This is a genomic window from Bradyrhizobium pachyrhizi, assembly GCF_029714545.1.
Taxonomy (GTDB): domain Bacteria; phylum Pseudomonadota; class Alphaproteobacteria; order Rhizobiales; family Xanthobacteraceae; genus Bradyrhizobium; species Bradyrhizobium pachyrhizi.
The window spans coordinates 8401354-8424734 of record NZ_CP121667.1; the positions used below are offsets into that span (position 1 = coordinate 8401354).

Sequence of the window (23381 nt, forward strand, 5' to 3'; positions counted from 1 at the left end):
ATCGCGCTTTAGACCGTGACGGACGCCGGCTCGGCCAGGATGCACCGTGCCAGGCGGCCGGGAGCGACCTGCACACTCGGCGGCAGGCTCTCGCTGCAGCGCGGCTCAGCGAACTTGCAGCGCGGTGCAAAGGAGCAACTGGCCGGCGCGTGATCGAGCGAGGGCGGAGTGCCCGGAATGGTTTCCAGCCGCTGGCCGCGCATCGCGCCGTGAATGGTCGAGGCCAGCAGGCCCTTGGCATAGGGATGCACCGGCGAGCGCACGATGTCGCGCAAGGCGCCCTGCTCCACGATCTGGCCGGCATACATCACCGCGACGCGGTCGCAGATTTCGATTGCGACACCGATGTCGTGGGTGACGAAGATGACCGACATGCCGAACTCGCGCTGCAATTCGCGCAGCAGCAGCAGGATCTGGATTTGCACGGTGGCATCGAGCGCCGTGGTCGGCTCGTCCGCGAGCAGGATCTTCGGCTTGCAGGCCAGCGCCAGCGCGATCATCGCACGCTGGCGCATGCCGCCCGACATCTCGTGCGGATAGGAGTCCAGCCGTCGCTTCGCGGAGGGGATCCGCACCACCTCGAGCATTTCGAGCGCACGCGCGGTAGCCTCGCGCTCGCTCTTGCCCTCGTGGCGCATCACCGTCTCCGCGATCTGGCGGCCGATGGTGTAGACCGGATCGAGCGCCAGCGCCGGCTCCTGGAAGATCATCGAGACGGTCTGGCCGCGAAATGCGGACAGCGCCTCGTCGTCCATCGCCAGCACCTCTTGTCCCAGCACCTTGACGCTGCCGGAGATCTGCGTGCGTTTCTTCGGCAACAGCCGCATCAACGCGCGCAACGTCACGCTTTTGCCCGAGCCGGACTCGCCGAGCAGCCCCAACACCTCGCCCTCGCCGAGCTGTAGGCTGAGATCGTTCACGGCATGGACCGTGCGATCGCCGGTGAAGCGGATGTTGAGGTTGTTGATCTCGACGAGGTTGGTCATGCGAGCTTGGGTATCCTGGCGTGGAAATCGGTCGCGCGCTGGAAGGCGGCGCCGATCCGAAGCAGAACCGCTTCCTCGAAGGAGCGGCCGATCAGTTGCATGCCGACCGGCAGACCCGCCTTGGTGAAGCCGGAGGGAATCGAGAGCGACGGCAGGCCGAGATAGTTGACCGGGCGGGTGAACCGCGTCAGGCGCTGCAGCACCGCGTCGGCGCCAGGACCATTGCCGACATCGCTCTCGGTAATCGTGGGTGCCGGCACCGGCGACGACGGCGCAATCACCGCGTCGACGCCGCTGACGGCTGCGTTGTGCGCAGCGAGCGCGGGGCCACGCCAGCGCATCGCCTCGAGATAGGTGACCGCCGGAATGGTCAGGCCGTTCTGCAGCCGCATCAAGACCTGCGCGCCGTAATCCTGCGGCCGCTCGATCATCCAGCGCTTGTGGAAGGCGGCAGCCTCGACCGCGAGCACCAGTTGCGATGCCGAAGAGAGCTGGCGCTGATCGGGCAGCTCGACCTTGACGATCTCGGCGCCCTCTTTCTTCAAGGTAGCGACGCTCTCGTCCAGGATACGCGCCACCTCGGGATCGAGGTCGTCGACATAGAACGCCGTCGGCACGCCGATCTTCAGGCCCTTCAGCGACTGTTTGGTCGCGGCCATATAGTCCGGCACCGGCTGCGTCGACGCCGTCAGATCCTCGGGGTCGGCGCCGGCCATCAGGCCGAGCAGCAGCGCGCAGTCTTCCGCGGTCTGCGCCAGCGGACCGACGGTATCGAGCGACTGCGACAGCGGCATCGCACCGGCACGGCTGACGCGGCCGACCGTCGTCTTCAGGCCGGTGACGCCGCAGAAATGCGCCGGCATGCGCACCGAACCGCCGGTGTCGGAGCCGAGCGCCGCGAAGGTGAGCCGCGCGGCAACCGCCGAACCCGAGCCCGACGAGGAGCCGCCGGTGATGTGTTCTGTGTTCCAGGGATTGCGCACCGCGCCGTAGTGCACGTTGTGGCCGGTCGGCCCATAGGCAAACTCGACCATCTGCAACGAGCCGAGGCGGACTTGTCCGGCATCCTTCAGCCGCTGCAGGGCGGTCGCGGTCGTCTTCGGTACGAAGTCGCGGCGAATCAGCGAGCCGCAGGTCACGACCTTGCCGGCGTCATAGTACATGTCCTTGTGCGCCAGCGGCACGCCGTGCAGCGCACCGCGACTATTGCCCCTGGCGAGCGCGGTATCGGCCTCCGTGGCGGCGGCCAGCGCCTGCTCGGACTCGATCGCCATATAGGCGTTGAGGCGCGGCTGCCATTCCGCAATGCGATGCAGCACGGCGCGCGTCACCTCATGCGAGGAAACTTTCTTGTCGGCAATCGCCTTGGCGACCGCGGTCAGCGTCATCAGGGCCGGATCAGAGCTCATTTCGACACCTTCTCAGTCTTCTGCGCGATCTGCGCCAGCAGGAAGCTCGCGGGTTCGAGATCGAAGGGCAGCGTGCCGGAGATCGGCGCGAAGCCGTCGAATGCCGGGCCGATCGAATTGGCGATGCGGGTGGCGACTTCGTCGTCGGCAGGCACGTCGGCGACGTGCGCGATCACCTTGACATCCTTGGGCGTAGGTCTGGTCATGCCGCGTTTTCTCCTTTTGCTTTTGCCGGCGCGCGGCTGTGCCCCGAGCCAGGAATGGCCATGTAGCACGCCGCTTGATGGCCCATTGTATCGAGATCGCTGAGTTTTGGCGTGTCGTTTGCGCAGAGCGGCTCCGCAAACGGGCAACGGGTGTGAAACCGGCAGCCCGGCGGCGGATCGATCGGATTGGGCGGATCGCCCGAGATCGGCGGCACCTCGGTGCGCTTGTCGGGATCGGATGACGGCATCGCCGCCAGCAGCGCGCGGGTATAGGGATGCGCCGGTGCATCCCAGACCGCATCAACGGGGCCGAACTCGACGACCTCGCCGAGATACATCACCAGCACGCGGTCGGAGATGTAGCGGACGACGTTGAGATCGTGGCTGATGAAGAGATAGGTCAGGCCGAATTCACGCTTCAGGTCAGCGAGCAGGTTGAGCACCTGGGCCTCGACCGATTTGTCGAGCGCAGAGACCGCCTCATCGAGGATCACGAGCCGCGGCGACAGCGCGAGCGCACGCGCGATATTGACGCGCTGCCGCTGGCCGCCGGAGACTTCGTGCGGATAGCGGTTGGCGAAAATCTCCGGCCGCAGGCCGACCTTGCCGAGCAGCTCGCGCGCCAGCGTCCGCGCCGTGTCGTCTGCCATACCGTGGACCTTTGGCCCGAACGCGATCGATTCCTCGATGGTGAGGCGCGGGTTGAGCGAGGCGTAGCTGTCCTGGAACACCATCTGCACGCCGCGTCGCAAATCGCGCAGCGAGAGTGACGGACCGACCTGTCGGCCGTCATAGATGATGTCGCCTGCATCGCGTGCCATCAGGTGCATCAACAGCCGCGCCGTGGTCGATTTGCCGCAGCCGGATTCGCCGACGATGCCGACGGTCTCGCCCTTCATGACCGCGAAGGTGACGTCGTCGACGGCGCGCACGGTCTTGCGCGGACTGAAAAGCCCGCCGCGCACCGGAAAATGCTTGGTCAGTCCCTTGACCTGCAGCAGCGGCTGCGCGGCGCCGCCGATGTCGGCGACCGGCTCCAGCATATCGACGGAGAGATTGGCGTCGCTCATGCTCTAATTCCTGATGTCCATGGCGCTGCGCATGCCGTCGCTGAGCAGATTGAAGCAGATCGAGACCGCGAAGATCATCGCGCCCGGCAGCGCCGCGACCCACGGATTGACGTAGATCGCGGTGCGCAGCGTATTCAGCATCAAGCCCCATTCCGGCTCCGGCGGCTTGGTGCCGAGCCCGAGGAACGACAGGCCGGCGGCAAGGATCATCGACACCGAGATCAGGCCGGTGGCGTAGACGAAGATCGGGCCGAGCACATTGCCGAGCATGTGGACGCGCATGATGGTGAAGGGGCCGGCGCCGGACGCGCGCGCCGCCTCGACGAAATCCATGTTGCGGACGCCGGTGGTGACGCTTTCGGCGACGCGGGTGATCTGCGGCACGAACACGATGGTCAGCGACACGATCGAATTGGTGATGCCGGCGCCGAGCGCGCCCGAGATCGCAATCGCCAGCAGCACCGACGGGAAGGCGTAGAACACGTCGACGGTGCGCATGATCGCGGTGTTGAGCTTGCCGCCGACATAGCCGGCGACGAGGCCGAGCGAGGTGCCGATCACGAAGGCGAAGATCACCGGCAGGATGCCGATGACCAGCGACAGCCGCCCGCCATAGATCAGCCGCGCCAGCATGTCGCGGCCGAGCTCGTCGGTGCCGAGCGGATAGCCCGGCGTGCCGATATGGCGAAGACGGCGGATCATCGAACCCTGATAGGGATCGGCGAGATGCAGCCACGGCGCCAGCAGCGCCGAGGCAAAGATCAGCACCAGGATGATGGCGCAGGCCATGCTGATCTTGTCGCGCCTGATGCGGCGGGCAACCGTCGCCCAGTAGCCGCGCGCCTTGGTCGCGGGGACGGCTTGCAATGCGGTATCTGACATCGCACTCATGCGCTCGCTCCTTGTTGGAGCATGATCTCCGCGCAAACGCGATCCGCGTTTGCCGCGAGGGAAAATCGGTTCCCACTTTTCCGGATCATGCTCTAACTCCGCTTGATGCGCGGATCGATCGCGGCCTGCGCGATGTCGACCAAGAGATTGAGCAGTACGAAGAACAGCGCCAGCACCAGGATCGTGCCCTGCAGCAGCGGCAGATCGCGCTGGAAGATCGCCGAGTTCAACAGCAGGCCCGAACCCGGCCAGGAGAACACGGTCTCGATCAGGATCGAGCCGCCCAGCATGTAGCCGAGCTGCAGACCCATCACCGCGAGCGCTGTCGGCGCCGCGTTCTTGATGACGTGGCGGAACACCTCGGTCTCGCGCAGGCCTTTTGCGCGCAACGCCTCGACAAAGTCCTGGCTCAAGATGTCGCCGGTCAGCGCGCGCACCGTGCGGGTGACGATGCCCATCGGGATCACCGAGGTTGTGATCGCCGGCAGCACCAGATAGCGCAGATGCTCCCAGTCCCACGCCCAGGCGCCGGAGCCGCCTGGCCCGGCACCGACCGCGGGCAGCCAGTTGAGCTGCACCGAGAAGATGATGACCAGCACCATGCCGAGCCAATAATGCGGCAGCGACACGCCGGCTATCGCAACCGAGGTCGCGACCTTGTCGACCCAGGTGTCGCGGAAATAGCCGGCAATCAGGCCGAACAGCAGGCCGAGCGTAAAGCCGATCATCGCGGCCGCGATCGCCAGCATCACGGTGTTGCCGACGGCGCGCATCACCTCGGTCAGGACGGGCCGCCCGGTCGCGATCGAATTGCCGAGATCGCCATGGATCGCACGCCACAGCCACAGACCGAATTGCACCGGCAACGGGCGATCGAAGCCATAGGCCGTACGCAATTGCGCGGCGAGCTCCTGCGAGGCATCGGCCGGCAGCACCGCGACCAGGGGGTCGCCGGGCGTGATGTGCACCAAGAGGAAGCACACCAGCGCCACGCTGAGCACGATCGGAATGACGTAGACGATCCGTCTGGACGTATAGGCGAACACGTTGCGTTCTTTCTTCCTTCTCCCCTTGTGGGAGAAGGTGGCGCGCCGAGCGCGCCGGATGAGGGTTTTCGATCCGCGGATACAATCATTTCATCTCAGGGAGGCGGTCCGCGGAGACAACCCCTCACCCGGCTTCGCTCTCGCGAAGCCACCCTCTCCCACAAGGGGAGAGGGTGCACCTATTGCGCGACTAGCGCCTCACGGCGCGACCGTGACCGGAGAGAAGTCGACGAACCAGCTCTTCGGCTGCACAAAGCCCTTGATCTTCGGGCTCATCGCGCGCGGTGCGACATCGTGGGCGACATAGAGGAAGGCCGCGTCGTCGACCGAGGCCGCATGCAGCTCGGCGAGCGCGGCGTCGCGCGCCGCCGGCTCGAAGGTCTGGCGGGCCTTCTTGACCAGCTCGTCGAACTTCGGGTTGTTGTTGAAACCCCAATTGTTCGACACCGGCGGCGCCATGCCCGACTGCAGGAAGCGCACCAGCGCGAAGAACGGATCCATCGCGGCATAGGTGACGTTGATGGCGTTCGAGCCGTTGGCGGTCGGATCCTTGGTGCCGCGCCGCCAATTGGTGAACAGCGTGTTCCACTCGATGACGTCGAGCTGCACATCGAAGTAGCACTCAGCCAACGCCTGTTGCAGATACTCGTTCATCGGCAGCGGCAGCATCTGGCCGGAGCCCGATGCCGAGGTCTGGATCTTGACCGTCAGCTTCTTGTTCGGACCGAAGCCCGCCTCCTGCATCAGCTTCTGCGCGGCCGGCTTGTCGTACTTGATCTGGAAGGTCGGGTTGCCGCGCCAGGGATGACCGGGCTCGAACGTGCCGGTCGCCGGCACCATCAGGCCGGCGAGCAGGCCGTCGCGCAGCCCCTCGCGATCGATGCAGAGATTGGCCGCCTTGCGGACGCGGATATCATTCCACGGCGAGCCCTCGACGCGCGAGAACTGCCAAGGCCAGACATGCGGCTCCTCGTTGGAATAGAGGTTGAAGCCACGCTGCTTGATTTCAGGCAGCGCGTCCGGCGCCGGCGCCTCGATCCAGTTGACCTGTCCCGACAGCAGCGCCGCGGTGCGGGCGTTGGCTTCCGGCATCGGCAGCAGCACCATCTTGTCGGCCTTCGGCACCCGTGCCTTGTCCCAGTAACTCTCGTTCTTCACCAGCTCGAGCCGCTCGCGCGGGGTGAAGCTCGACATCTTCCAGGGGCCGGTGCCCGACGCATCCTTGGCGAACGCGGCCCACGCGGCCTGCGACTTCGCCTTGGCATCGGCGCCTTCGGCCTTGTCGTAGAATTTCTGCCACTTGGCCGGGCTCGCCATGAACAAATTGGTGAGGTTGATCGGCAGGAAGCTGTCCGGCTCCTTGGTGGTCAGCTCCACCGTCATCTCGTCGATCTTGCGCGCCGAGACCAGCGTCGGCATGCGCGAGGCGGTGACGCCGACCTGGCTCGCATCGTACTGCGGCGCGTCCTGCTTCAGCACCTTGTCGACGTTCCAGACCACGGCGTCGGCGTTGAACGGCGAGCCGTCATGAAAGGTGACACCGGGGCGCAGCTTGAAAATCCACTTGGTCTTGTCGGCATCGTCGACCTTCCACTCGGTCGCGAGGCCGGGGATCATCGCGCTTGCCTTGTCGGACGAGGACAGGTCCCACATCGTCAGCGCGTCATACATCGTCAGACCCGTGAAGCGATTGCCCTCAAAACCCTGGTCGGGCTGGCCGAGCGTGCGCGGAATATCGGCAGCGGTCATGCCAATGCGCAGCACGGTCTCGGCGCCGGCAATCGCCGGCACGCCCGTGGCTATCGCAAGCGCCAGCATGATCGCCGTCGCATTGGTTTTCCTGTTACGCATCTGAGCAGCCCCTTCGAGTCTGGTGACGTTTTGGTGATTATTTCTTGGGCAAGCGTATGCAATGCCTGTGCCAAGGGGAATAGTTCATCAGCAAATAACCGCCGGGCGCGTCATTTCTTCCCACCTCGCGCCTGAACGAAGCGAAGATGCCTATTCTGGCATCATGCTTGCAGGATTTGGCTCCAACGTCTTTCCAACGGAGCCTTCATATGCGTGCGCGCAATTCGATCCTGATGGCGGCAATGACGCTTGCCTTGACCGCGGGCTGGCCGGGCACATCCGCGCAAGCAGAGTCCATTGTGCGCTACGGCATTTCGATGGCCGACATTCCGCTGACCACCGGCCAGCCCGATCGCGGCGCGGGCGCCTACCAGTTCACCGCCTACACGATCTACGATCCGCTGGTTGCCTGGGAGATGGATGTTGCCGACCGGCCGGGCAAGCTGGTGCCCGGGCTCGCGACCGAATGGAAGGTCGACGACAACGACAAGACCAAATGGCGCTTCACGCTGCGCAAAGGCGTCAAATTCCACGACGGCAGCGACTTCAATGCCGACGCGGTGATCTGGAATCTCGACAAGGTGCTGAACGACAAGGCACCGCAATTCGACAAGCGGCAGAGCGCGCAGGTCAAGACCCGCCTGCCTTCGGTTGCGAGCTACGCCAAGGTCGACGATTTCACCATCGAGATCACCACCAAGACGGTCGACTCCTTCTTTCCCTATCAGATGCTCTGGTTCCTGGTCTCGAGCCCCGCGCAATATGAAAAGCTCGGCAAGGACTGGGACAAGTTCGCCAGCCAGCCCTCCGGCACCGGTCCGTTCAAGCTGACCAAGCTGGTGCCGCGCGAGCTCGCCGAGCTGACGAAGAACCCGGACTATTGGGACAAGAAGCGGCTTGCGAAGGTCGACAAGATGATCCTGATTCCGATGCCGGAGGCGCTGACCCGCACCAACGCGCTGCTGGCCGGCCAGGTCGACCTGATCGAAACGCCCGCGCCCGACGCCGTGCCGCAGCTCAAGGCCGCCGGCATGAGGATCGTCGACAACGTGACACCGCATGTCTGGAACTATCACTTGAGCGTGCTGCCGGGCTCGCCCTGGACCGACATCCGCCTGCGCAAGGCGCTCAACCTCGCGATCGACCGCGACGCGGTGGTTGGCCTGATGAACGGCCTCGCCAAGCCGGCCAAGGGCCAGGTCGATCCGTCGAGCCCGTGGTTCGGCAAGCCGACGTTCGAACTGAAATACGACCTCGCGGCCGCGAAGAAGCTGGTGGAGGAAGCCGGCTATTCGATGGACAAGCCGCTGAAGACGACTTTCATCATCGCCCAGGGCGGCACCGGGCAGATGCTGTCGCTGCCGATGAACGAGTTCCTGCAGCAGAGCTTCAAGGAGATCGGCATCGATATCGACTTCAAGGTGGTCGAGCTCGAGACATTATATACGCACTGGCGCAAGGGCGCCGCGGACGAGATGAATGCCGGCATCACCGCCAACAACATCGCCTATGTCACGTCGGATCCGCTCTACGCCATCGTGCGGTTCTTCCACTCCGGCCAGGTGGCGCCGGTCGGCGTCAACTGGGGCGGCTACAAGAACCCGAAGGTCGATGCGCTGATCGACGAGGCCAAGCAGACCTTCGATACCACCAGGCAGGATGCGCTGCTGGCGCAGGCGCACGCGCTGATCGTCGACGATGCCGCGCTGGTGTGGGTGGTGCACGACACCAATCCGCACGCGCTGTCGCCGAAGGTGAAGACCTTCGTGCAGGCGCAGCACTGGTTCCAGGATCTGACGCAGATCGGGCTGGAGTAAATCTCCCTATCGTCGTCCCGGCGAAAGTCGGGACCCATACGCCGCCGCCGCCGCAATGGGCATGCGGCGAGACGATCTTCCGTCAACGGCCATTCGTGGTTACGGGTCCCGGCCCCCCGTGCGCAATTGCGCACTCGGCCGGGACGACATCGGGTTTGCGTCGGCTATTTCGTCGTCAACGCGAATGCGCCGTTCCAGTCGTCGGGCGGCGGCTCCTTTTGGAAGGCGTGGATGCGCGCCTCGTAGAGGCGGTAGAGATATTGCAGCGTCTGCGCCTCGTCGGTCTTGCGGCCGCGTTCGATCGCGGCGAGCGCGCCGTCCCAATCGCGGCCGCGGTAGCAGGCGAGCATCTCGATGGTCAGGTTGCGCAGCCGCTGGAAGCGGCCGGAGTTCGCGACATCCTCGCGGCCGGCGATCGCATAGATCACCTCGGGCTCCTTCTTGCCCTTGACCATGATGAAGTCGAGCTCGAGGATCGCAAGCTTCTCCTTCACCGCGAGCGCGGTCTTCGATCCCACGATGATCGGAAAGCCGTATTCCTTGGACTGCCCCTCGAGCCGCGAGGCCAGATTGACGCTGTCGCCGAACACCGAATAGTCGAAGCGCACATCGGAGCCCATATTGCCGACCACGCAGGAGCCGGTGTTGAGACCGACACCGATGTTGAGCGGCACATAGACGTGGCCGCCATCCTTCGCCTCCTGCTCGCGCTCACGGTTGAGGTCATCGACGCGCTCCAGCATGTCGAGCGCCGCATCGCAGGCGTTGAGCTGGTGCTGCTTGTCATCGAGCGGCGCGTTCCAGAACGCCATGATGGCGTCGCCCATATATTTGTCGATGGTACCCTTGCGGGCGAGAATCGCGTTGGAAAGCGGGGTGAGGAAACGGTTCATCAGCGCCGTGAGGCCCTGCGGATTGCTCTTGTAGGTTTCCGAGATCGAGGTGAAGCCGCGCATGTCCGAGAACATGATGGTCATCTCGCGTTCCTCGCCGCCGAGGACCAGCCGCTCCGGCGACTGCGCCAGTTGCTCGACCAGCGCGGGCGACATGTACTGCACGAATTGCGACCTGATCTGCCGGCGCTGCTGCTGCTCGCGCACGAAGGCGGAGAAGATCAGCGTGAGATAGATCGCCGTGGTCGACATCAGCGGATAGGTGAAATCGATCAGCAGCCGGTGCTGGGAATAGAAATACCAGGAGGTGCCGATCAGCACCGAGGCAAACATTCCGCCGACGGCGACCAGCGTGATCGGACCGAATTTCGGCGCGAAGGCGATCACCAGGAGTCCCATGATCAGTGCGGCGAAGAATTCGATGCCGATGCCGTAATTCGGCTGCGAAACGACATCGCCGGTTAGAGCGCTCTCCAGCACCTGGGCGTGGACCTCGACACCGGGCATCGCCGGCGTCACGGGCGTCGTCTTGATGTCGTTCAGCCCGGTCGCTGAGGTGCCGATCACGATCAGCTTGCCGGCAATTCGGTCCGGTGAGACGCGCCCGTCCAGCACATCGACCGCCGAGACATAGATCGAGGGATCGCGGCGGGCGTAGTGGATCCAGAGTTGGCCGTGGAGATCGGTCGGGATCGCAAAGCCCTTGAGACCCAGACTCTTGATACCGGCCTTGTCGGCCTTGATCAGGATCGTGCCCGAGCCGCTCGCCACCCGCAGCATCTCGAAGCTCAGCGACGGCATCGTGATGCCCTGCGCCACCATGATCATCGGCACGCGCCTGACGATGCCGTCGCGCTCCGGCCTGATCGTGAACAGGCCGCGCCCGGCGGCCGCCTCCTCGAGCACCGGTACGTTGCGAAGCAACCCCGGGAACATGAACATGAAAGGCTGCGGCTCCTCGCCGAGCATCGCAAGTCCGGTGACCGGAAGCTTTTCGTTGAGGTCGGCGCGCACGTTGGGTCCGCCGGATTCGCCGAGCACCACGCGCGAGTTCTTGATGGCTTCGGCCATGATGCTGTCGTTGCTCGGCAGTTGCCGCAGCCTGGCGCGCATCTCCTCATCGAGGCTGCTGAAGGTATCGGCGGCGATATCGGGGTTGAGACGATCCGGCTCGGAGAACACCGCGTCGAACGCGATCACCACGGCGCCGAGCCGGGTGAGATTGGTGACGATGTCGGCGAGCCGGGTCCGCGGCCACGGCCACTGTCCGAGCCGGGGATCGGCGAGGCTCTTTTCGTCGATGTCGACGATGGTGACGGGCCGCGCGGTCTTCTGGCGCGGTTGCAGCGCCTGGAATGTGTCAAACGTCCTGACGCGAAGCTCCTGAACCGGAGCCGGATCCACGATCCGCAGCGCGGCAATGCCGATCAACAGCGCCACGCAGACCAGCCGCGCGTAGCCGAAGCGCCGTGCGAACCACCTGCGTATCGCCTTCAGCCGTTTCATGCCATCTGGATATCACGCGCGCAGAATTGTTCCAATCGAGCAAGCACGCAGTGCACAATCAGCCGGACCAGACCCGCGGGGCACGGCCGGGCGTCCGTCACGGAAAATGAATGATGAAGTCGTTCTGGGACAGGCTCGCCTTCGCAACATTGTGCAATGTGATCGTGTCTGCGCCGTCGACCGTGATCAGCGTATCCGCCGAATTCGTCGGCGATGTCGCAACATGCTGATCGAACCAGGTACTGAAGGTGCTTGCCGAGACGACCGTGGACAGGTCGATCTGGTCCTCGCCTGGCGTGAAGTTCAGGATCGTGTCGTGGTTGAAGTTCGGCGCAAACACGAACTTGTCCTGATAACCCGACCCGAAGAACACGTCCTTGTCGCTGGTCCCCGTCAGTGTCACCGGCTGCGGCGGGTCCTGCTGGACGTTGAAGATCAAATTGACCGTATCGGTTGCGCCATGGCCATCGGTCGCCGAGAGCGCAATCTTGTCGGTCGCTGGAGCTGTCTGGCCGGGGTTGTAAACGAGGCCCGGCGATCCAAGCGCGGTGTTGATGCCGGAGAGAAGCCCCTCCTGCGACGAAGGCGCAACGCTGCTGCCCGCACCGGGCGTCGTCACCGCGGCCATGGAGAAGGTCTCGTCGGACGTCGCATCGGCGTCCGTCACGGTCAGGCCGGAGATCGTCTCGGTCCCGTTGGGATGTTCGGTGATACTGACGTTGTCGGTGTGGATCACGGGCGCGTCGTTGGCGCCGATCACGTCGATCGTCAGCTTCGCAGTCCCGATAGCGCCATGCGCGTCGATCGTTTCCACATCGAACGTGTCGGCATAGGTGCCCTTGCCGAGCGCGTTGATCGCGGCGGCATCGGGAACATAGCTGTAGGTGCCGTCCGGGTTGACGGTCAGCGAGCCGTAGAGGCCTGCGGTCTGCGTGACCGCGGCGTGATCCGAATTGAGTGCGGCATAAGTCAGCGTTGCGGTTTCGCCATGGTCGACGTCGTTGCCATGGAGCGTGCCGGTCAGCGTGCCGAATGTGTCGTTATCGGCGGTATCGGTGAGCGTGCCGGCACTGAAGTCGGCGAGTGTCGGCGCGTCGTTGGCGCCGTTGATCGTGATCGTCACGGGCTCGTTGACGACGCCGCCATGGTGGTCGTCGATCTGGATCGTGTAGGTCAGCGTCAGCGTCTCGCCGAGGGCGAGATAGTCGAAATTCTGGTCCGCGGCCGAGAACGTCCAGGTCGACGATCCGATTGAACCGCCAGTCGCGTCTGTCAACGTCCCCAGCGACAGCCAGTTCAGGATCGTGGACTCGTCGGGCAGGCCCGTGGTCGCCCCGGATTCGGCGACGCCGGTGATGGTCATGGTGTGGGTGTCGCTGAGATCCACATCGGTGAACGTCACGGTGCCGGATGCGTTGTCCAGCGTCGATGAACCGGTCGTATCGGGTTGTTCGGGGATGATGGCCGCCTGAGGCACCGACGTGACGATCGGCGCGTCATTGCTGCCGGTAATCGTGATCGTGACCGGTTGGCTGATCACGCCGCCATGATGGTCATTGACCTCGACCGTATAGGTCAGCGTCAGTGTCTCACCGTCGGCAAGATAATCGAAATTGCGGTCGGCGGCCGAGAAGGTCCAAGCCTGGGATCCGGCGATCCCGCCGGTCGAATCGGTCAGCATCCCCAGCGAGAGCCAGTTCAGGATGATGGACTCGTCCTCAGGCAGGCCTGTGGTCGTTCCGGATTCCGCGACGCCGGTGATGGACACGATATGGGTGTCGCTGAGATCGACGTCGGCAAATGTCACCGCGCCCTGGGCCACGTCGAGCTTGATCGATCCGGTCTCGCCGATCATCTCGGGGACCGTGGCGGTCGGCGGCTCCGACGTGAACGTCGGCGCGTCGTTGGTGCCCGTGATGGTGATGGTGACGGGCTGGGTGACGACGCCGCCGTGATGGTCGTCGACCTGGATCAGGTAAGTCAGCGTCAACGTCTCGCCGACAGCGAGATAGTCGAAATTCCTGTCGGCGGCCGAGAAGGTCCAGGCGCGCGATCCGGTTACGCCGCCGGTCGAATCCGTCAGCGTGCCGAGCGACATCCAGCCCAGTATCGTCGCCTGATCGGGAAGCCCCGTGGTCACGCCAGTTTCGGTGACGCCGGCCACGGTGACGCTGTGGGTGTCGCTGAGATCGACATCGACGAAGGTCACGGTACCGGATGCGGTATCCGGCACGACCGAACCGGTCGTCTCCTCGGCTTCGGTGATGGCGGCCGCCTGGGTCGGCGAGGTGATCACCGGCCTGTCGTCGGTGCCGACGATCGTGATGGTGACCGGCAGCGTGACGACGCCGCCCTGATGGTCGTCGATCTCGACCGTGTAGGTCAGCGTCAGCGTCTCGCCGGTGGCGAGATAGTCGAAGCTCCTGTCGGCGGCCGAGAACGTCCAGGAGCGCGATCCCGTCACGCCATCGGTCGAATCGGTCAGCGCGCCCAGCGAAAGCCAGGTCAGCACGGTGGCATGGCCGGCAAGTCCGGTGGTGACGCCGGTCTCGGTGACGCCGGTGATGGTGACCGTATGCGTGTCGGTCAGATCCGCATCGGTAAACGTCAGCGTGCCGTGCGCCGTATCAGGCTGGGCGGAATTCGTCGTTACTGCGAGTTCGGTGATCGAACCGGCCTGCGCCGAGGACGTCACCACCGGCGTGTCGTTGGTGCCGGTGATCGTGATCGTGAAGGTCTTGAACGTAGTCTCGTTGTTCGGCGCGAAATTGTTATCGACGCGCGCGACATAGGTCAGCGTCAGCGTTTCCCCGGCAGCCAGGAAGTCGAAGGCGCTGTCGGCAAGGTTGTAGGTCCAGGTCGCCGAACCGGCATTCTTGTTGTTCGGATCGGGCTCGAGCAGCAACGGGATCTCGACGGTCTTGATGGCCGCAAGCTGCGCTGCCGTCAACGATGAGGTCACGTCGCTGCCGTTGGCGTTCCGGTAGCTGAACGCGGAATAGTCGACCTTCGCACTCGGTATGTCACCGACATTGAGGTCCAGCCATTTGATCTGGCCCGTCGCAGTGTCGAGCAGCCCGCTTTGGGTCAGCCCCGGCCGCTCGGTAAACGCCGCGTCCTGGGTCACGACCTGCGGCGGCCCCGGGATGTGGTCGATCCTGCTGTTGGGAACGCCGCCGGCCTGAGGGCCGGTCGTGTTGACGAAGGTCAGCAGAATGATGATCGGCGCGCCACCGTCGCTGCCGGTGAGCTTGAAGCTGCTCGAAACCGGGACGACGCTGTCCGTGAAGTTGGTTGTGAGCTTGGTGTTGGGATTGTTATTGTCAGTGAACTTCAGCGCGAAGACGTCGGAGATCAGCTTCTGCGCATCGGTCGACAGTTGCGCCGACGAGACGAAGCTGACGCTGCCCTGGCCGTTGACGATGGTCTGGGTGCCGGCCTGATCGACGGTCGCGATCGGATTGAGCGTCGTCTTGTCGAACAGGATGTAGGAGCCGGTGGTGCCATCGGGCTCGACCAGCACCTGGAATTTGGCCGGCGGCACGCCGCCGGTGCCCTGCACGTCGAAATCGATCTCGACCAGCACCGCGGTGCCGCGGATGCCCATGGTCGCGACCGGCGTATCGACCTTCATGTCGCCGTGCTTGGCGGTCGCGCCGGCAACGAAGGAGATCGTGCCCGAGACCAGACTCATCAGCGACGTATTGCTCGAGCCGTTCGGGTCGTAGATCATTTCGTTCAGCACCATCTTGGCATTCGGTCCGAGACCGAACACGGTGCCGTCGATGAAGGTGATGCCGAGCGTCGAGTCGCCTCCGGACTGCACCACGTCACCCTTGTTGACGTTATCGCCCTGGTTCAGGACGATCGCGACGCCGTTGCGGATGGCCGTCGCGTTCCCGGTCAGCTTGGTGACATGGCCGATGACCTTGGCCGGCTCCGCCGCGCCGCCGGCCTGGGCATATTGGGCATAGCCGGTGAGTGCGTTGACGAGATCGCCGGTGAGATGCGCGCCGTCAGGCGACGCCAGCGGCGCGCGCTTTTCGCCCTTGAAGTAGTCGTGAAGGACAAGTTCCCGATCGTCCTTCGCGATGACGAGATCGAGCCCGGTCCGCTTGAAGTCGCCGGTGAACAGCAATTGCCCGTCGTCGACGATGATCGCGCCGGGCGGAGCATGCGTGGAAACACTGTCGACGTGCACGTATCCACGGGCATAAGCGTCCGTGTTCGGCAACAGGCCGTCGAATTTCTCGACAAAGTTCACTGCGGATCACCGCACGAGAGTTAATATTGTTAAAATATCCGAATGATTATGCCTGCATATCATCGGATAAAGCTTGACGAAACCACTCTGTGCTTGCGCAAGGTGGTCCTGTAGTGCGGTTTGACTGGATGTGACTTGGCTCACGCTGTGAAGAGCCGTGTAGTTCGGATTCGCTTGACGGTACCATAAGGTGGGATTTAAGCCAAGATACGTACTGAGCCACGTATTCGTGGTATTGATTGGCATTTCTGTACTTGCCTCTATTTCCCCTTAGCCCAGAGCGGGCATTTGACCCCAATTTCCCGGCCAAAGCTGTGACTTAGCTTACAAATCACAGCAGTCCCGTGCGCGGACCGGCCGGGTTAACCAGAAGGCAAGGATGAGTTGCAAAGCAGTGGAAAAAGGTTCGCCGCTTCCTTTCACGAACCGGTAAAGTTTTCGGGACCCCAAGCAGGCGCCCTTTAGCCTCTTCCCCTGATTCCCCACATCTTAAGTCGATTCGAAGGGATCGTTCGCCATGCTGCCCGGCATGAAACGATCCGGTCGCGTGCGCGGTGCAATATCCACCCGCCGATGAGCGGACAGGGGGTGTCAGATGAGATTCTCGCTTCGCCCGCTGGCGCTGCGCGCCGTCATGCTGGGCTTCGGCCTGGCGCTGGCCGCGCCGGTTGCCGAGCTCAATGCCGCTTCGCTGCTTTCGCCCGGCCCGGCGACGCTGATCAGAAAGTCGACCGAGCCGTTCGGCCTGACCACCAGCCTGCTTGCCGATGGCGGCCTGCACGACAAATGGCTCGGCGTGCAACGCCAGCTCGCCGACGAATTGGAGCAACTGGCAGCCTGCGAGAGCGACCGCGCCGGTTGCGCGTCGCCGGTGGCGCTGCGATTCCTGGCGATCGTCGATGCCGGACGAGCGCGTCAGGGTCGCGCCCGGCTCGGCGAGATCAACCGCGCGATCAACCTTGCGATCCGTCCGGGCAGCGATCTTGCGGCTTATGGCGAGCCCGACGTCTGGGCGCCGCCGCTCGCCACCTTCGCCCGCGGCAGCGGCGACTGCGAGGACTATGCGATCGCGAAACTCGTGGCGCTGCGCAAGGCCGGCGTGGCGCCGGAAGATCTGCGGATCGTCGTCCTGCATGACCTCGTCGGCGGCGAAGACCATGCGGTGGTCACGGCGCGGCTCGACGGCCGCTGGCTGACGCTCGACAACCGCCGCATGGCGATGATCGAGGACAGCGACATCAGGAGCTTTCGGCCGACCTTCGTGATCGACCAGCACGGCGTCAGCCGCTATGTCGATGCCCCGCTCGTCGCCGAGACCGCGTGGCGGCCGGCGGCGCGGACGAACTGATCGCGTCATTCCGGGACGATGCGAAGCATCGAACCCCAATTCGCAATTGCGAATTGGGGAATCTCGAGGCTTCCCGGTGCGCACCTGCGGTCCGGTGCTAACGCACCATCTCGGAATGGCGATCCCGAGAAATGCCGCTCAGAACATCAGATTGTCCTTCACCAGCACCCAGCGGCCGCCCTTGACCTGCTGCACTTGGGTGATGGTGTTGGCGAGATGATCCGTCTTGGAGAACTTGGTCGGCGGCGAGCTGAAGATGTCGAGGAATTTGTCGCCTGATTCCAGCGAGTCCAGCATCTTCTGGCCGGAGAGATCCTTGCCCGCCTTCTGCGCGTAGAAGGCGAAGGTCATCACCGCGTTGTAGCCGATGATCGCCTGGGTATTGGCGTCGGTATTGAACATCTTCTTGTAGTTCACCAGCCAGTCCTTCACCTTGCCCTTGGCCGTGTCCTCGTAGGGGATCTCGAAGCCCGACGCCGCATAGAGCCCTTCGACGGCTTCCTTGCCGAGCGCCGGCACTTCGAGCACGTTGGTCGGGGTGGCGCCGAGGAAGGTCACGTCCCAGCCGAGCTTCTTCGCTTCGTTCATCGCGCCGATGGTCTCGCGGATCACGGTGCCGAGCACGACGAGATCGCAGCCGTCGGCCTTCATCTTGGCGACCTGCGCCGAGAAGTCGGAGGCGCCGCGCTTGTAGCTCGTGACCGAGGCCGGCTGCACCTTCATCGCGCCGAGCTGCTGGGTGAAGCCGTCGAGCACGTTTTTGCCGTACTCGTCATCCTGATGCATGATGCAGGGCTTCTTGAAGTTCTTCCAATCCATCATGTATTTGAGCGCGGCGCGCGTGCTCTCGACATAGGGCAGGAGGTTGTTGAACTTCAACCGCTCCTGCGGCTTGGCGGGATCGAACTTGAAGGTGAATTCGGCGGCCGTCAGCGGGAACAGCTGCAGCACGCCGGCATCGAACAGGATGTCCTGCGCGGCGAGCACGGTCGGCGAGCCCATCGGTCCGATCATCGCGAACACCTTGTCGCGCTCGACCATCTTCTGCGAGGCCAGCACCGCCTTCTTCGGATCGTAGCCGTTGTCCTCCAGGATCATCTTGATCTTGCGGCCGTTGATGCCGCCGCCGGCGTTGATCTCCTCGACCGCCATCTTCATGCCGTTGGACACCGGAACGCCCCAGACCTTGATCGGGCCGGACAAGTCCTGATGCGTTCCGATCACGATCTCCGTCGGCGAGATGCCTTCATTGGTGACCTTGGTCTGGGCTGCGGCCGGCAGACAGGTCAGCGCCAGCGCGCTCACCGCAAGGCCCAGCGCCTTCAGCGATTTCGACATTGCAGTCTCCTCCTTACATGGCCCATGTTGAGCGAAGGGTCGGGCCGGCTCGCTCCCTCGCCAATTTCCTTCTCCTCGGCTATGCCACCGCCCGCTCGCCATACATGGCGTCGATCTCGGCGGCGTAGCGCTTGTTCACGAAGCTGCGCTTCAGCTTCATGGTCGGCGTCAGCTCCTCGTCCTCGGGCGTGAGCTGGCGCTCGATCAGATAGAATTTCTTGACGGTCTCGACGCGCGCGAACTTCACGTTGACCGCCTCGACCTCGCGCTGGATCAGATCCTGGATTTCGCGGGCGCGGCACAGGCTCGCGTAATTGGTGAACGGGATGTCGTGATCCTGGGCGTACTTCTCGACATTCTCCTGGTCGATCATGATCAGGCAGGTGAGATACGGCCGCTTGTCGCCGATCACGACCGCGTCCGAGACATAGGGCGAGAATTTGAGCTGGTTCTCGATCTCGGACGGCGTGATGTTCTTGCCGCCGGAGGTGATGATGATGTCCTTCATCCGGTCGGTGATCTTGACGTAGCCTTCATTGTCGATCGTGCCGACGTCGCCGGTGTGCAGCCAGCCTTTGGCGTCGATCGTCTCGGCGGTCCTCTCCGGTTGATTGAGATAGCCCATGAACAGGAAGTCGCCCTTGATCAGGATCTCGCCCTTCGGGCAGATCATCACCTCGCCCCACGGCGCGGCCTTGCCGACCGAGCCGAGCTTGATGCGGTCCGCCGGCATCATGGTCGCGACACCGCAATTCTCGGTCTGGCCGTAGACCTCGCGCATGTCGATGCCGAGCGCGAGATACCAGCGGATCAGATCCGGCGAGATCGGCGCGGCGCCGGTCAGCGCGATCCGGCAGCGGTCGAGCCCGAGCATGCGGCGGATGTTGCGGAACACCAGCCAGTAGGCCGCGCGGTTGGCGAGCCGCAGCGACAAGGGCGGCGTTTCGCCCTGCAGCCGCCACTCGGTCATCCGGTTGCCGATCGCGAGCGCGCGGGCATACATCCAGTTCTGGAACGGGGTCGCATCCTTCAGCGCGATGGTGATGCCGGAATAGAACTTCTCCCAGATCCGGGGCACCGCGAGGAACGCGGTCGGCTGCACCTCGCGCAGATTGTCCGGCACCGTTTCCGGGCTCTCGGCGAAATTCATCACCGATCCCAGCGCGAGCGAGAGGTAATAGCCGCCGACCCGCTCGGCGACGTGGCAGAGCGGCAGGAACACCAGCCGCTCCTCGCTGTCGGTCGAGGGGTAGAGATCGTTGGCGTGGCGCATCTGGTGCGTCACGCCGCGGTTGGAGTGCATCGCGCCCTTGGGCGGGCCCGTGGTGCCGGAGGTGTAAACAAGGATCGCGAGATCGGAGGCGGTGCGGCTGCCGGTCATCTCGTCCCACAGCGCCGGATTGCCCCAGGCATGATTGCGGCCGAGCGACGTGAATTCCGCGAGCGACAGCACCATTGGATCGGAGAAGCCGGAGAGGCCCTCCATGTCGAACACGACGATCTTCTCCAGCGTCGGACAGCGCGACCGGCAGGTCAGCACCTTGTCGAGCTGCTCCTCGTCCTCGACGAAGATGACCCGCGTGTGGGAATCGTTGATGAGGTATTCGACCTGCGCCGCCGAATCGGTCGGATAGATGCCTGAGGAGACGCCGCCGGCGCACAGGATGCCCATGTCGGCATAGACCCATTCGGGCACCGCGTTGGCGATGATCGAGCCAACGTCGCCGGGACGGAAGCCTGTGGCATGCAGGCCGTAGGCGATGTCCTTGGAGATCTGCAGCCATTCGCGCCAGCTGGTCGGTTGCCAGATGCCGAACTTCTTCTCGCGGATCGCGGGCCTGTCGCCACGCGTTTGAACCGCGAGCAGAAAGCTCCTCGCGATCGTGTCGGCAACCGTCAGCACCGCTGGTCCTGCCATGCGCGCTCCCTCCTCTGCCGCCCGTCTCACCCGCCGGCCCTTCGTGCCGGCCTTGTTGGCGAAACGGGCCTGAAATCTAGCTCCAACTCTCTTTCAGTGCCAAACCTTCCTCGGCGCCATTGCCAGCGCCCAGTCATTCTCAACGCCACGTCTTCTTTTTTTTCCAGCGCCGCTCGCCGCGCGCGCCGGCTTCCTTGGCGCCGAGATAGAACTCCTGGATATCGGGTGAATTCATCAGCCGTTCGCTGGTGTCGTTCATGACGACGCGGCCGATCTCCAGCACATAGCCGTAGTGCGCCGTCTCCAGCGCGATCTTGGCATTCTGCTCGACCAGCAGGATCGACATGCCCTGCTCCTCATTGACGCGGCGGATGATGGTGAAGATCTCCTTCACCAGGATCGGCGACAGCCCGAGCGACGGCTCATCGAGCAACAGCAGCGTCGGCCGGTTCATCAGCGCCCGCCCGATCGCCAGCATCTGCTGCTCGCCGCCCGAAAGCTGCCCGGCCGGCTGGCCGAGCCGCTCTCTCAACCGTGGAAAATAGCCGTAGACGCGATCGAGGTCCTGCGCCACACCGTCGCGGTCCTTGCGCAGATAGGCGCCCATCATCAGGTTTTCGCGCACCGACAGGAACGGAAACACCTCACGCCCCTCCGGCACGTGGCTCAGGCCGAGCCGCACGATCCGGTCGGCCTCCATGCGCTGGATCGGCTTACCGAGGAATTCGATCGAACCCTTCTGCGGGTCGAGGATCCCGGAGATCGTCTTCAGGACCGTGGTCTTGCCGGCGCCGTTGGCGCCGAGCAGCGTCACGATCCGGCCGCGCGGCACCTCGAGGCTGATGCCGCGGATCGCCATGATCGGCCCGTAATAGCTTTCGATGTTGGAGAGTTTCAGGATGATGTCCGCTGTGCTCATGGCATCATCCTCATGCGCCGAGATACGCTGCGACGACGTCGGGATGGTGCTGCACCTCGGACGGCGAGCCCATCGCCAGCACGCGACCGTAGTTCAGCGCGATGACGCGGTCGGAGACGCGGTTGACCAGCGTCATGTCGTGCTCGACCATCAGCACGGTGATGCCGAGCTCGCTCTTCATGTCGCGGATCCAGAACGACATGTCGTCGGTCTCCTCGACATTGAGGCCGGAGGACGGTTCGTCGAGCAGGATCAGCTTCGGCTCCGAGCACAGCGCCCGCGCCAGCTCGATCACCTTGCGCACGCCGTAAGGCAGTCCCGAGATCAGCTTGTCGCGGTAGGGCTCGAGATCGAGGAACTCGATCACCTGCTCGACGCGGCGGCGATGCGCCTTCTCGCCGGCGCGGACGCTCGGCAGGAACAATAGCTCCTGCCACAGCCGGGTAGTGGAATGGCGATGGCGGCCGACCAGGAGATTGCTCAGCACGGTCGCGTTCTCGAACAGCTCGATGTTCTGGAAGGTGCGGGCGATGCCGAGTTTCGCGATGTCGTAGGCCGGCTCCTGGGTGATGTCCTGATCCTCGAAGAAGATCTTGCCGGAGGTTGGCGGATAGATCCGCGAGATCAGGTTGAAGATCGAGCTCTTGCCGGCGCCGTTGGGCCCGATGATCGAGAGGATCTCGCCCTTCTCGACCGCAAAGCTGACCGCATCGACTGCCTTGAGGCCACCGAAATGCAGCGACAGGTTCTCGGCGCGGAAATAGCTCATCTGTTCCGCTCCGATTTCACATAGATCTTCTGCCGCTTGAAGGTGGCGCGCTTGTAGAGCGGGAACAGCTGGAAGAAGAGCTTGATCTTGAGCCAGCGGCCGTAGAGTCCGAGCGGCTCAAACAGCACGAACAGCACGATGATGATGCCGTAGATCGCGCCCTTCAGTCCGTTGGCGGAGGCGAAGGCTGCGACCGCGTCCTGGATATGGCCCGCGCGCTCGGTGCCGGCGCCGAGGGTCGCAGCCATGCCGCCGATCACGCCCGGCATATCGTCCTTCAGATAGGTCAGGAACGGATCGATCATGACCAGGAAGATCGCACCCAGCACCGCACCGTGCAGGCTGAACGTGCCGCCGATCAGGATCACGATGATGAACTCGATCGAAAGCTGCAGCGTGAACATCTCGGGCGAGATGAAGGAGAGCTTGTGCGCGAACAGCACGCCGGCAAAACCGGTGATCGCTGCCGAGATCGCAAACGACTTCACCTTGTAGAGCGCGACATTGATGCCCATGCTGCGCGCCGCGGTCTCGCTGTCGCGGATCGCGACGAAGGCGCGCCCGGTCGGCGAGCGCAGCAGATTGAGCGTGCCGACGATGGTCAGCACCAGCACCGCAAGGCAGAGGTAATAGAAGGTCGGGCCGTCGCGCGACACCGTGGTGCCGAGCAGCTGCATGGTCTTGACCCGCATGCCCTCATTGCCGTTGGTGACGCTTTCCCAGCGCGCCAGGATCTCCTCGACGATGAACGCAAAGGAGATCGTCGCGATCACCAGATAGATGCCCTGCAGCCGCAGCGCCGGAAACCCGACCAGCGCGCCGACCGCGCCGGTCAACAGGCCCGCGGCGAGGAAGTAGACCGGGAACGGCACATTGAACTGCTGCAGATAGGCCGCGGTATAGGCGCCGATCGCAAGAAACGCGGCATGGCCGAGCGAGGCCTGTCCGGTGAAGCCGGTCAGGATCAAAAGCCCGACGCCGACGGTCGCGTAGATGCAGACGAAGACGAGCTGGCTCATCAGATAGCTCGAGAGCACGTAGGGCGCGATCAGCAGCACCGCCAGCAACAGGCCGTAGGAATAGATGTAGCCCGAATGCGGGAACAGCTTGATGTCGTCTTCGTAATCGGTCTTGAAGAGAAACCGCATCC

At 63.9% G+C, this 23381-nt stretch carries 16 protein-coding genes; 2 read left to right on the forward strand and 14 right to left on the reverse strand.

Translation table 11 applies throughout. From position 1 onward, the window contains the following. Nucleotides 1-8 precede the first annotated feature (8 nt). The 7 genes from QA639_RS39745 to QA639_RS39775 all read right to left on the reverse strand — a co-directional run bounded on the left by QA639_RS39745 (nucleotide 9) and on the right by QA639_RS39775 (nucleotide 7459). Nucleotides 9-986, reverse strand: coding sequence for an ABC transporter ATP-binding protein (locus tag QA639_RS39745; protein WP_028336596.1), 978 nt, complete (start codon nucleotides 984-986; stop codon nucleotides 9-11). Then, nucleotides 983-2395 (reverse strand): amidase, encoded by a 1413-nt coding sequence (locus tag QA639_RS39750; protein ID WP_283088765.1) that lies wholly within the window; start codon nucleotides 2393-2395, stop codon nucleotides 983-985. Before QA639_RS39750 ends, QA639_RS39745 begins: the two co-directional genes overlap by 4 nt. Next, nucleotides 2392-2601, reverse strand: coding sequence for a hypothetical protein (locus tag QA639_RS39755; protein WP_028336598.1), 210 nt, complete (start codon nucleotides 2599-2601; stop codon nucleotides 2392-2394). Before QA639_RS39755 ends, QA639_RS39750 begins: the two co-directional genes overlap by 4 nt. Next, nucleotides 2598-3671: an ABC transporter ATP-binding protein gene (locus QA639_RS39760; protein ID WP_283088766.1), complete on the reverse strand. Its 1074-nt coding sequence runs from the start codon at nucleotides 3669-3671 to the stop codon at nucleotides 2598-2600. The genes QA639_RS39755 and QA639_RS39760 overlap by 4 nt, the downstream gene beginning before the upstream one ends. A gap of 3 nt (nucleotides 3672-3674) precedes the next feature. Further along, nucleotides 3675-4562 (reverse strand): ABC transporter permease, encoded by an 888-nt coding sequence (locus tag QA639_RS39765; RefSeq protein WP_038377791.1) that lies wholly within the window; start codon nucleotides 4560-4562, stop codon nucleotides 3675-3677. A gap of 92 nt (nucleotides 4563-4654) precedes the next feature. Next, nucleotides 4655-5608: an ABC transporter permease gene (locus QA639_RS39770; RefSeq protein ID WP_050382524.1), complete on the reverse strand. Its 954-nt coding sequence runs from the start codon at nucleotides 5606-5608 to the stop codon at nucleotides 4655-4657. Between the two features lie 198 nt (nucleotides 5609-5806). Further along, on the reverse strand, nucleotides 5807-7459 hold the full coding sequence (locus QA639_RS39775; protein WP_050382519.1) for an ABC transporter substrate-binding protein: 1653 nt from the start codon (nucleotides 7457-7459) through the stop codon (nucleotides 5807-5809). 209 nt (nucleotides 7460-7668) lie between these two features. Between QA639_RS39775 and QA639_RS39780 the strand changes: the two genes are divergently transcribed. Next, entirely contained in the window at nucleotides 7669-9276 is a 1608-nt protein-coding gene (locus tag QA639_RS39780) for an ABC transporter substrate-binding protein (RefSeq protein ID WP_028336603.1), read from the forward strand. A gap of 164 nt (nucleotides 9277-9440) precedes the next feature. Here QA639_RS39780 and QA639_RS39785 read toward each other — a convergent pair whose 3' ends face one another. Both QA639_RS39785 and QA639_RS39790 read right to left on the reverse strand, forming a co-directional pair. Beyond that, nucleotides 9441-11675 (reverse strand): CHASE2 domain-containing protein, encoded by a 2235-nt coding sequence (locus QA639_RS39785; RefSeq protein WP_028336604.1) that lies wholly within the window; start codon nucleotides 11673-11675, stop codon nucleotides 9441-9443. 97 nt (nucleotides 11676-11772) lie between these two features. Continuing rightward, complete coding sequence (locus tag QA639_RS39790; protein ID WP_283088767.1) at nucleotides 11773-15939, reverse strand: VCBS domain-containing protein; 4167 nt, start codon at nucleotides 15937-15939, stop codon at nucleotides 11773-11775. Nucleotides 15940-16534: 595 nt separating this feature from the next. Between QA639_RS39790 and QA639_RS39795 the strand changes: the two genes are divergently transcribed. Further along, nucleotides 16535-17287 carry a transglutaminase-like cysteine peptidase gene (locus QA639_RS39795; protein ID WP_028336606.1) on the forward strand — a complete coding sequence of 251 codons (753 nt, stop codon included), beginning with the start codon at nucleotides 16535-16537 and terminating at the stop codon, nucleotides 17285-17287. A 138-nt stretch (nucleotides 17288-17425) separates the two neighbouring features. Here the strand turns inward: QA639_RS39795 and QA639_RS39800 are convergent, their stop codons facing one another. From QA639_RS39800 to QA639_RS39820, 5 genes are all read right to left on the reverse strand, one after another. Further along, nucleotides 17426-18625, reverse strand: coding sequence for an ABC transporter substrate-binding protein (locus QA639_RS39800; RefSeq protein WP_028336607.1), 1200 nt, complete (start codon nucleotides 18623-18625; stop codon nucleotides 17426-17428). A 79-nt stretch (nucleotides 18626-18704) separates the two neighbouring features. Then, nucleotides 18705-20543, reverse strand: a complete 1839-nt coding sequence (locus tag QA639_RS39805) for an AMP-dependent synthetase/ligase (RefSeq protein ID WP_283088768.1) — start codon at nucleotides 20541-20543, stop codon at nucleotides 18705-18707. Nucleotides 20544-20682: 139 nt separating this feature from the next. Next, a complete protein-coding gene (locus tag QA639_RS39810; RefSeq protein ID WP_028336609.1) occupies nucleotides 20683-21462 on the reverse strand; it encodes an ABC transporter ATP-binding protein in 780 nt (259 codons plus the stop codon). Nucleotides 21463-21472: 10 nt separating this feature from the next. Then, nucleotides 21473-22231, reverse strand: a complete 759-nt coding sequence (locus QA639_RS39815) for an ABC transporter ATP-binding protein (RefSeq protein ID WP_028336610.1) — start codon at nucleotides 22229-22231, stop codon at nucleotides 21473-21475. Continuing rightward, the gene (locus QA639_RS39820; protein ID WP_283088769.1) at nucleotides 22228-23379 is read right to left on the reverse strand and encodes a branched-chain amino acid ABC transporter permease; all 1152 of its coding nucleotides are present in this window, start codon (nucleotides 23377-23379) and stop codon (nucleotides 22228-22230) included. Before QA639_RS39820 ends, QA639_RS39815 begins: the two co-directional genes overlap by 4 nt. Nucleotides 23380-23381 lie beyond the last annotated feature (2 nt).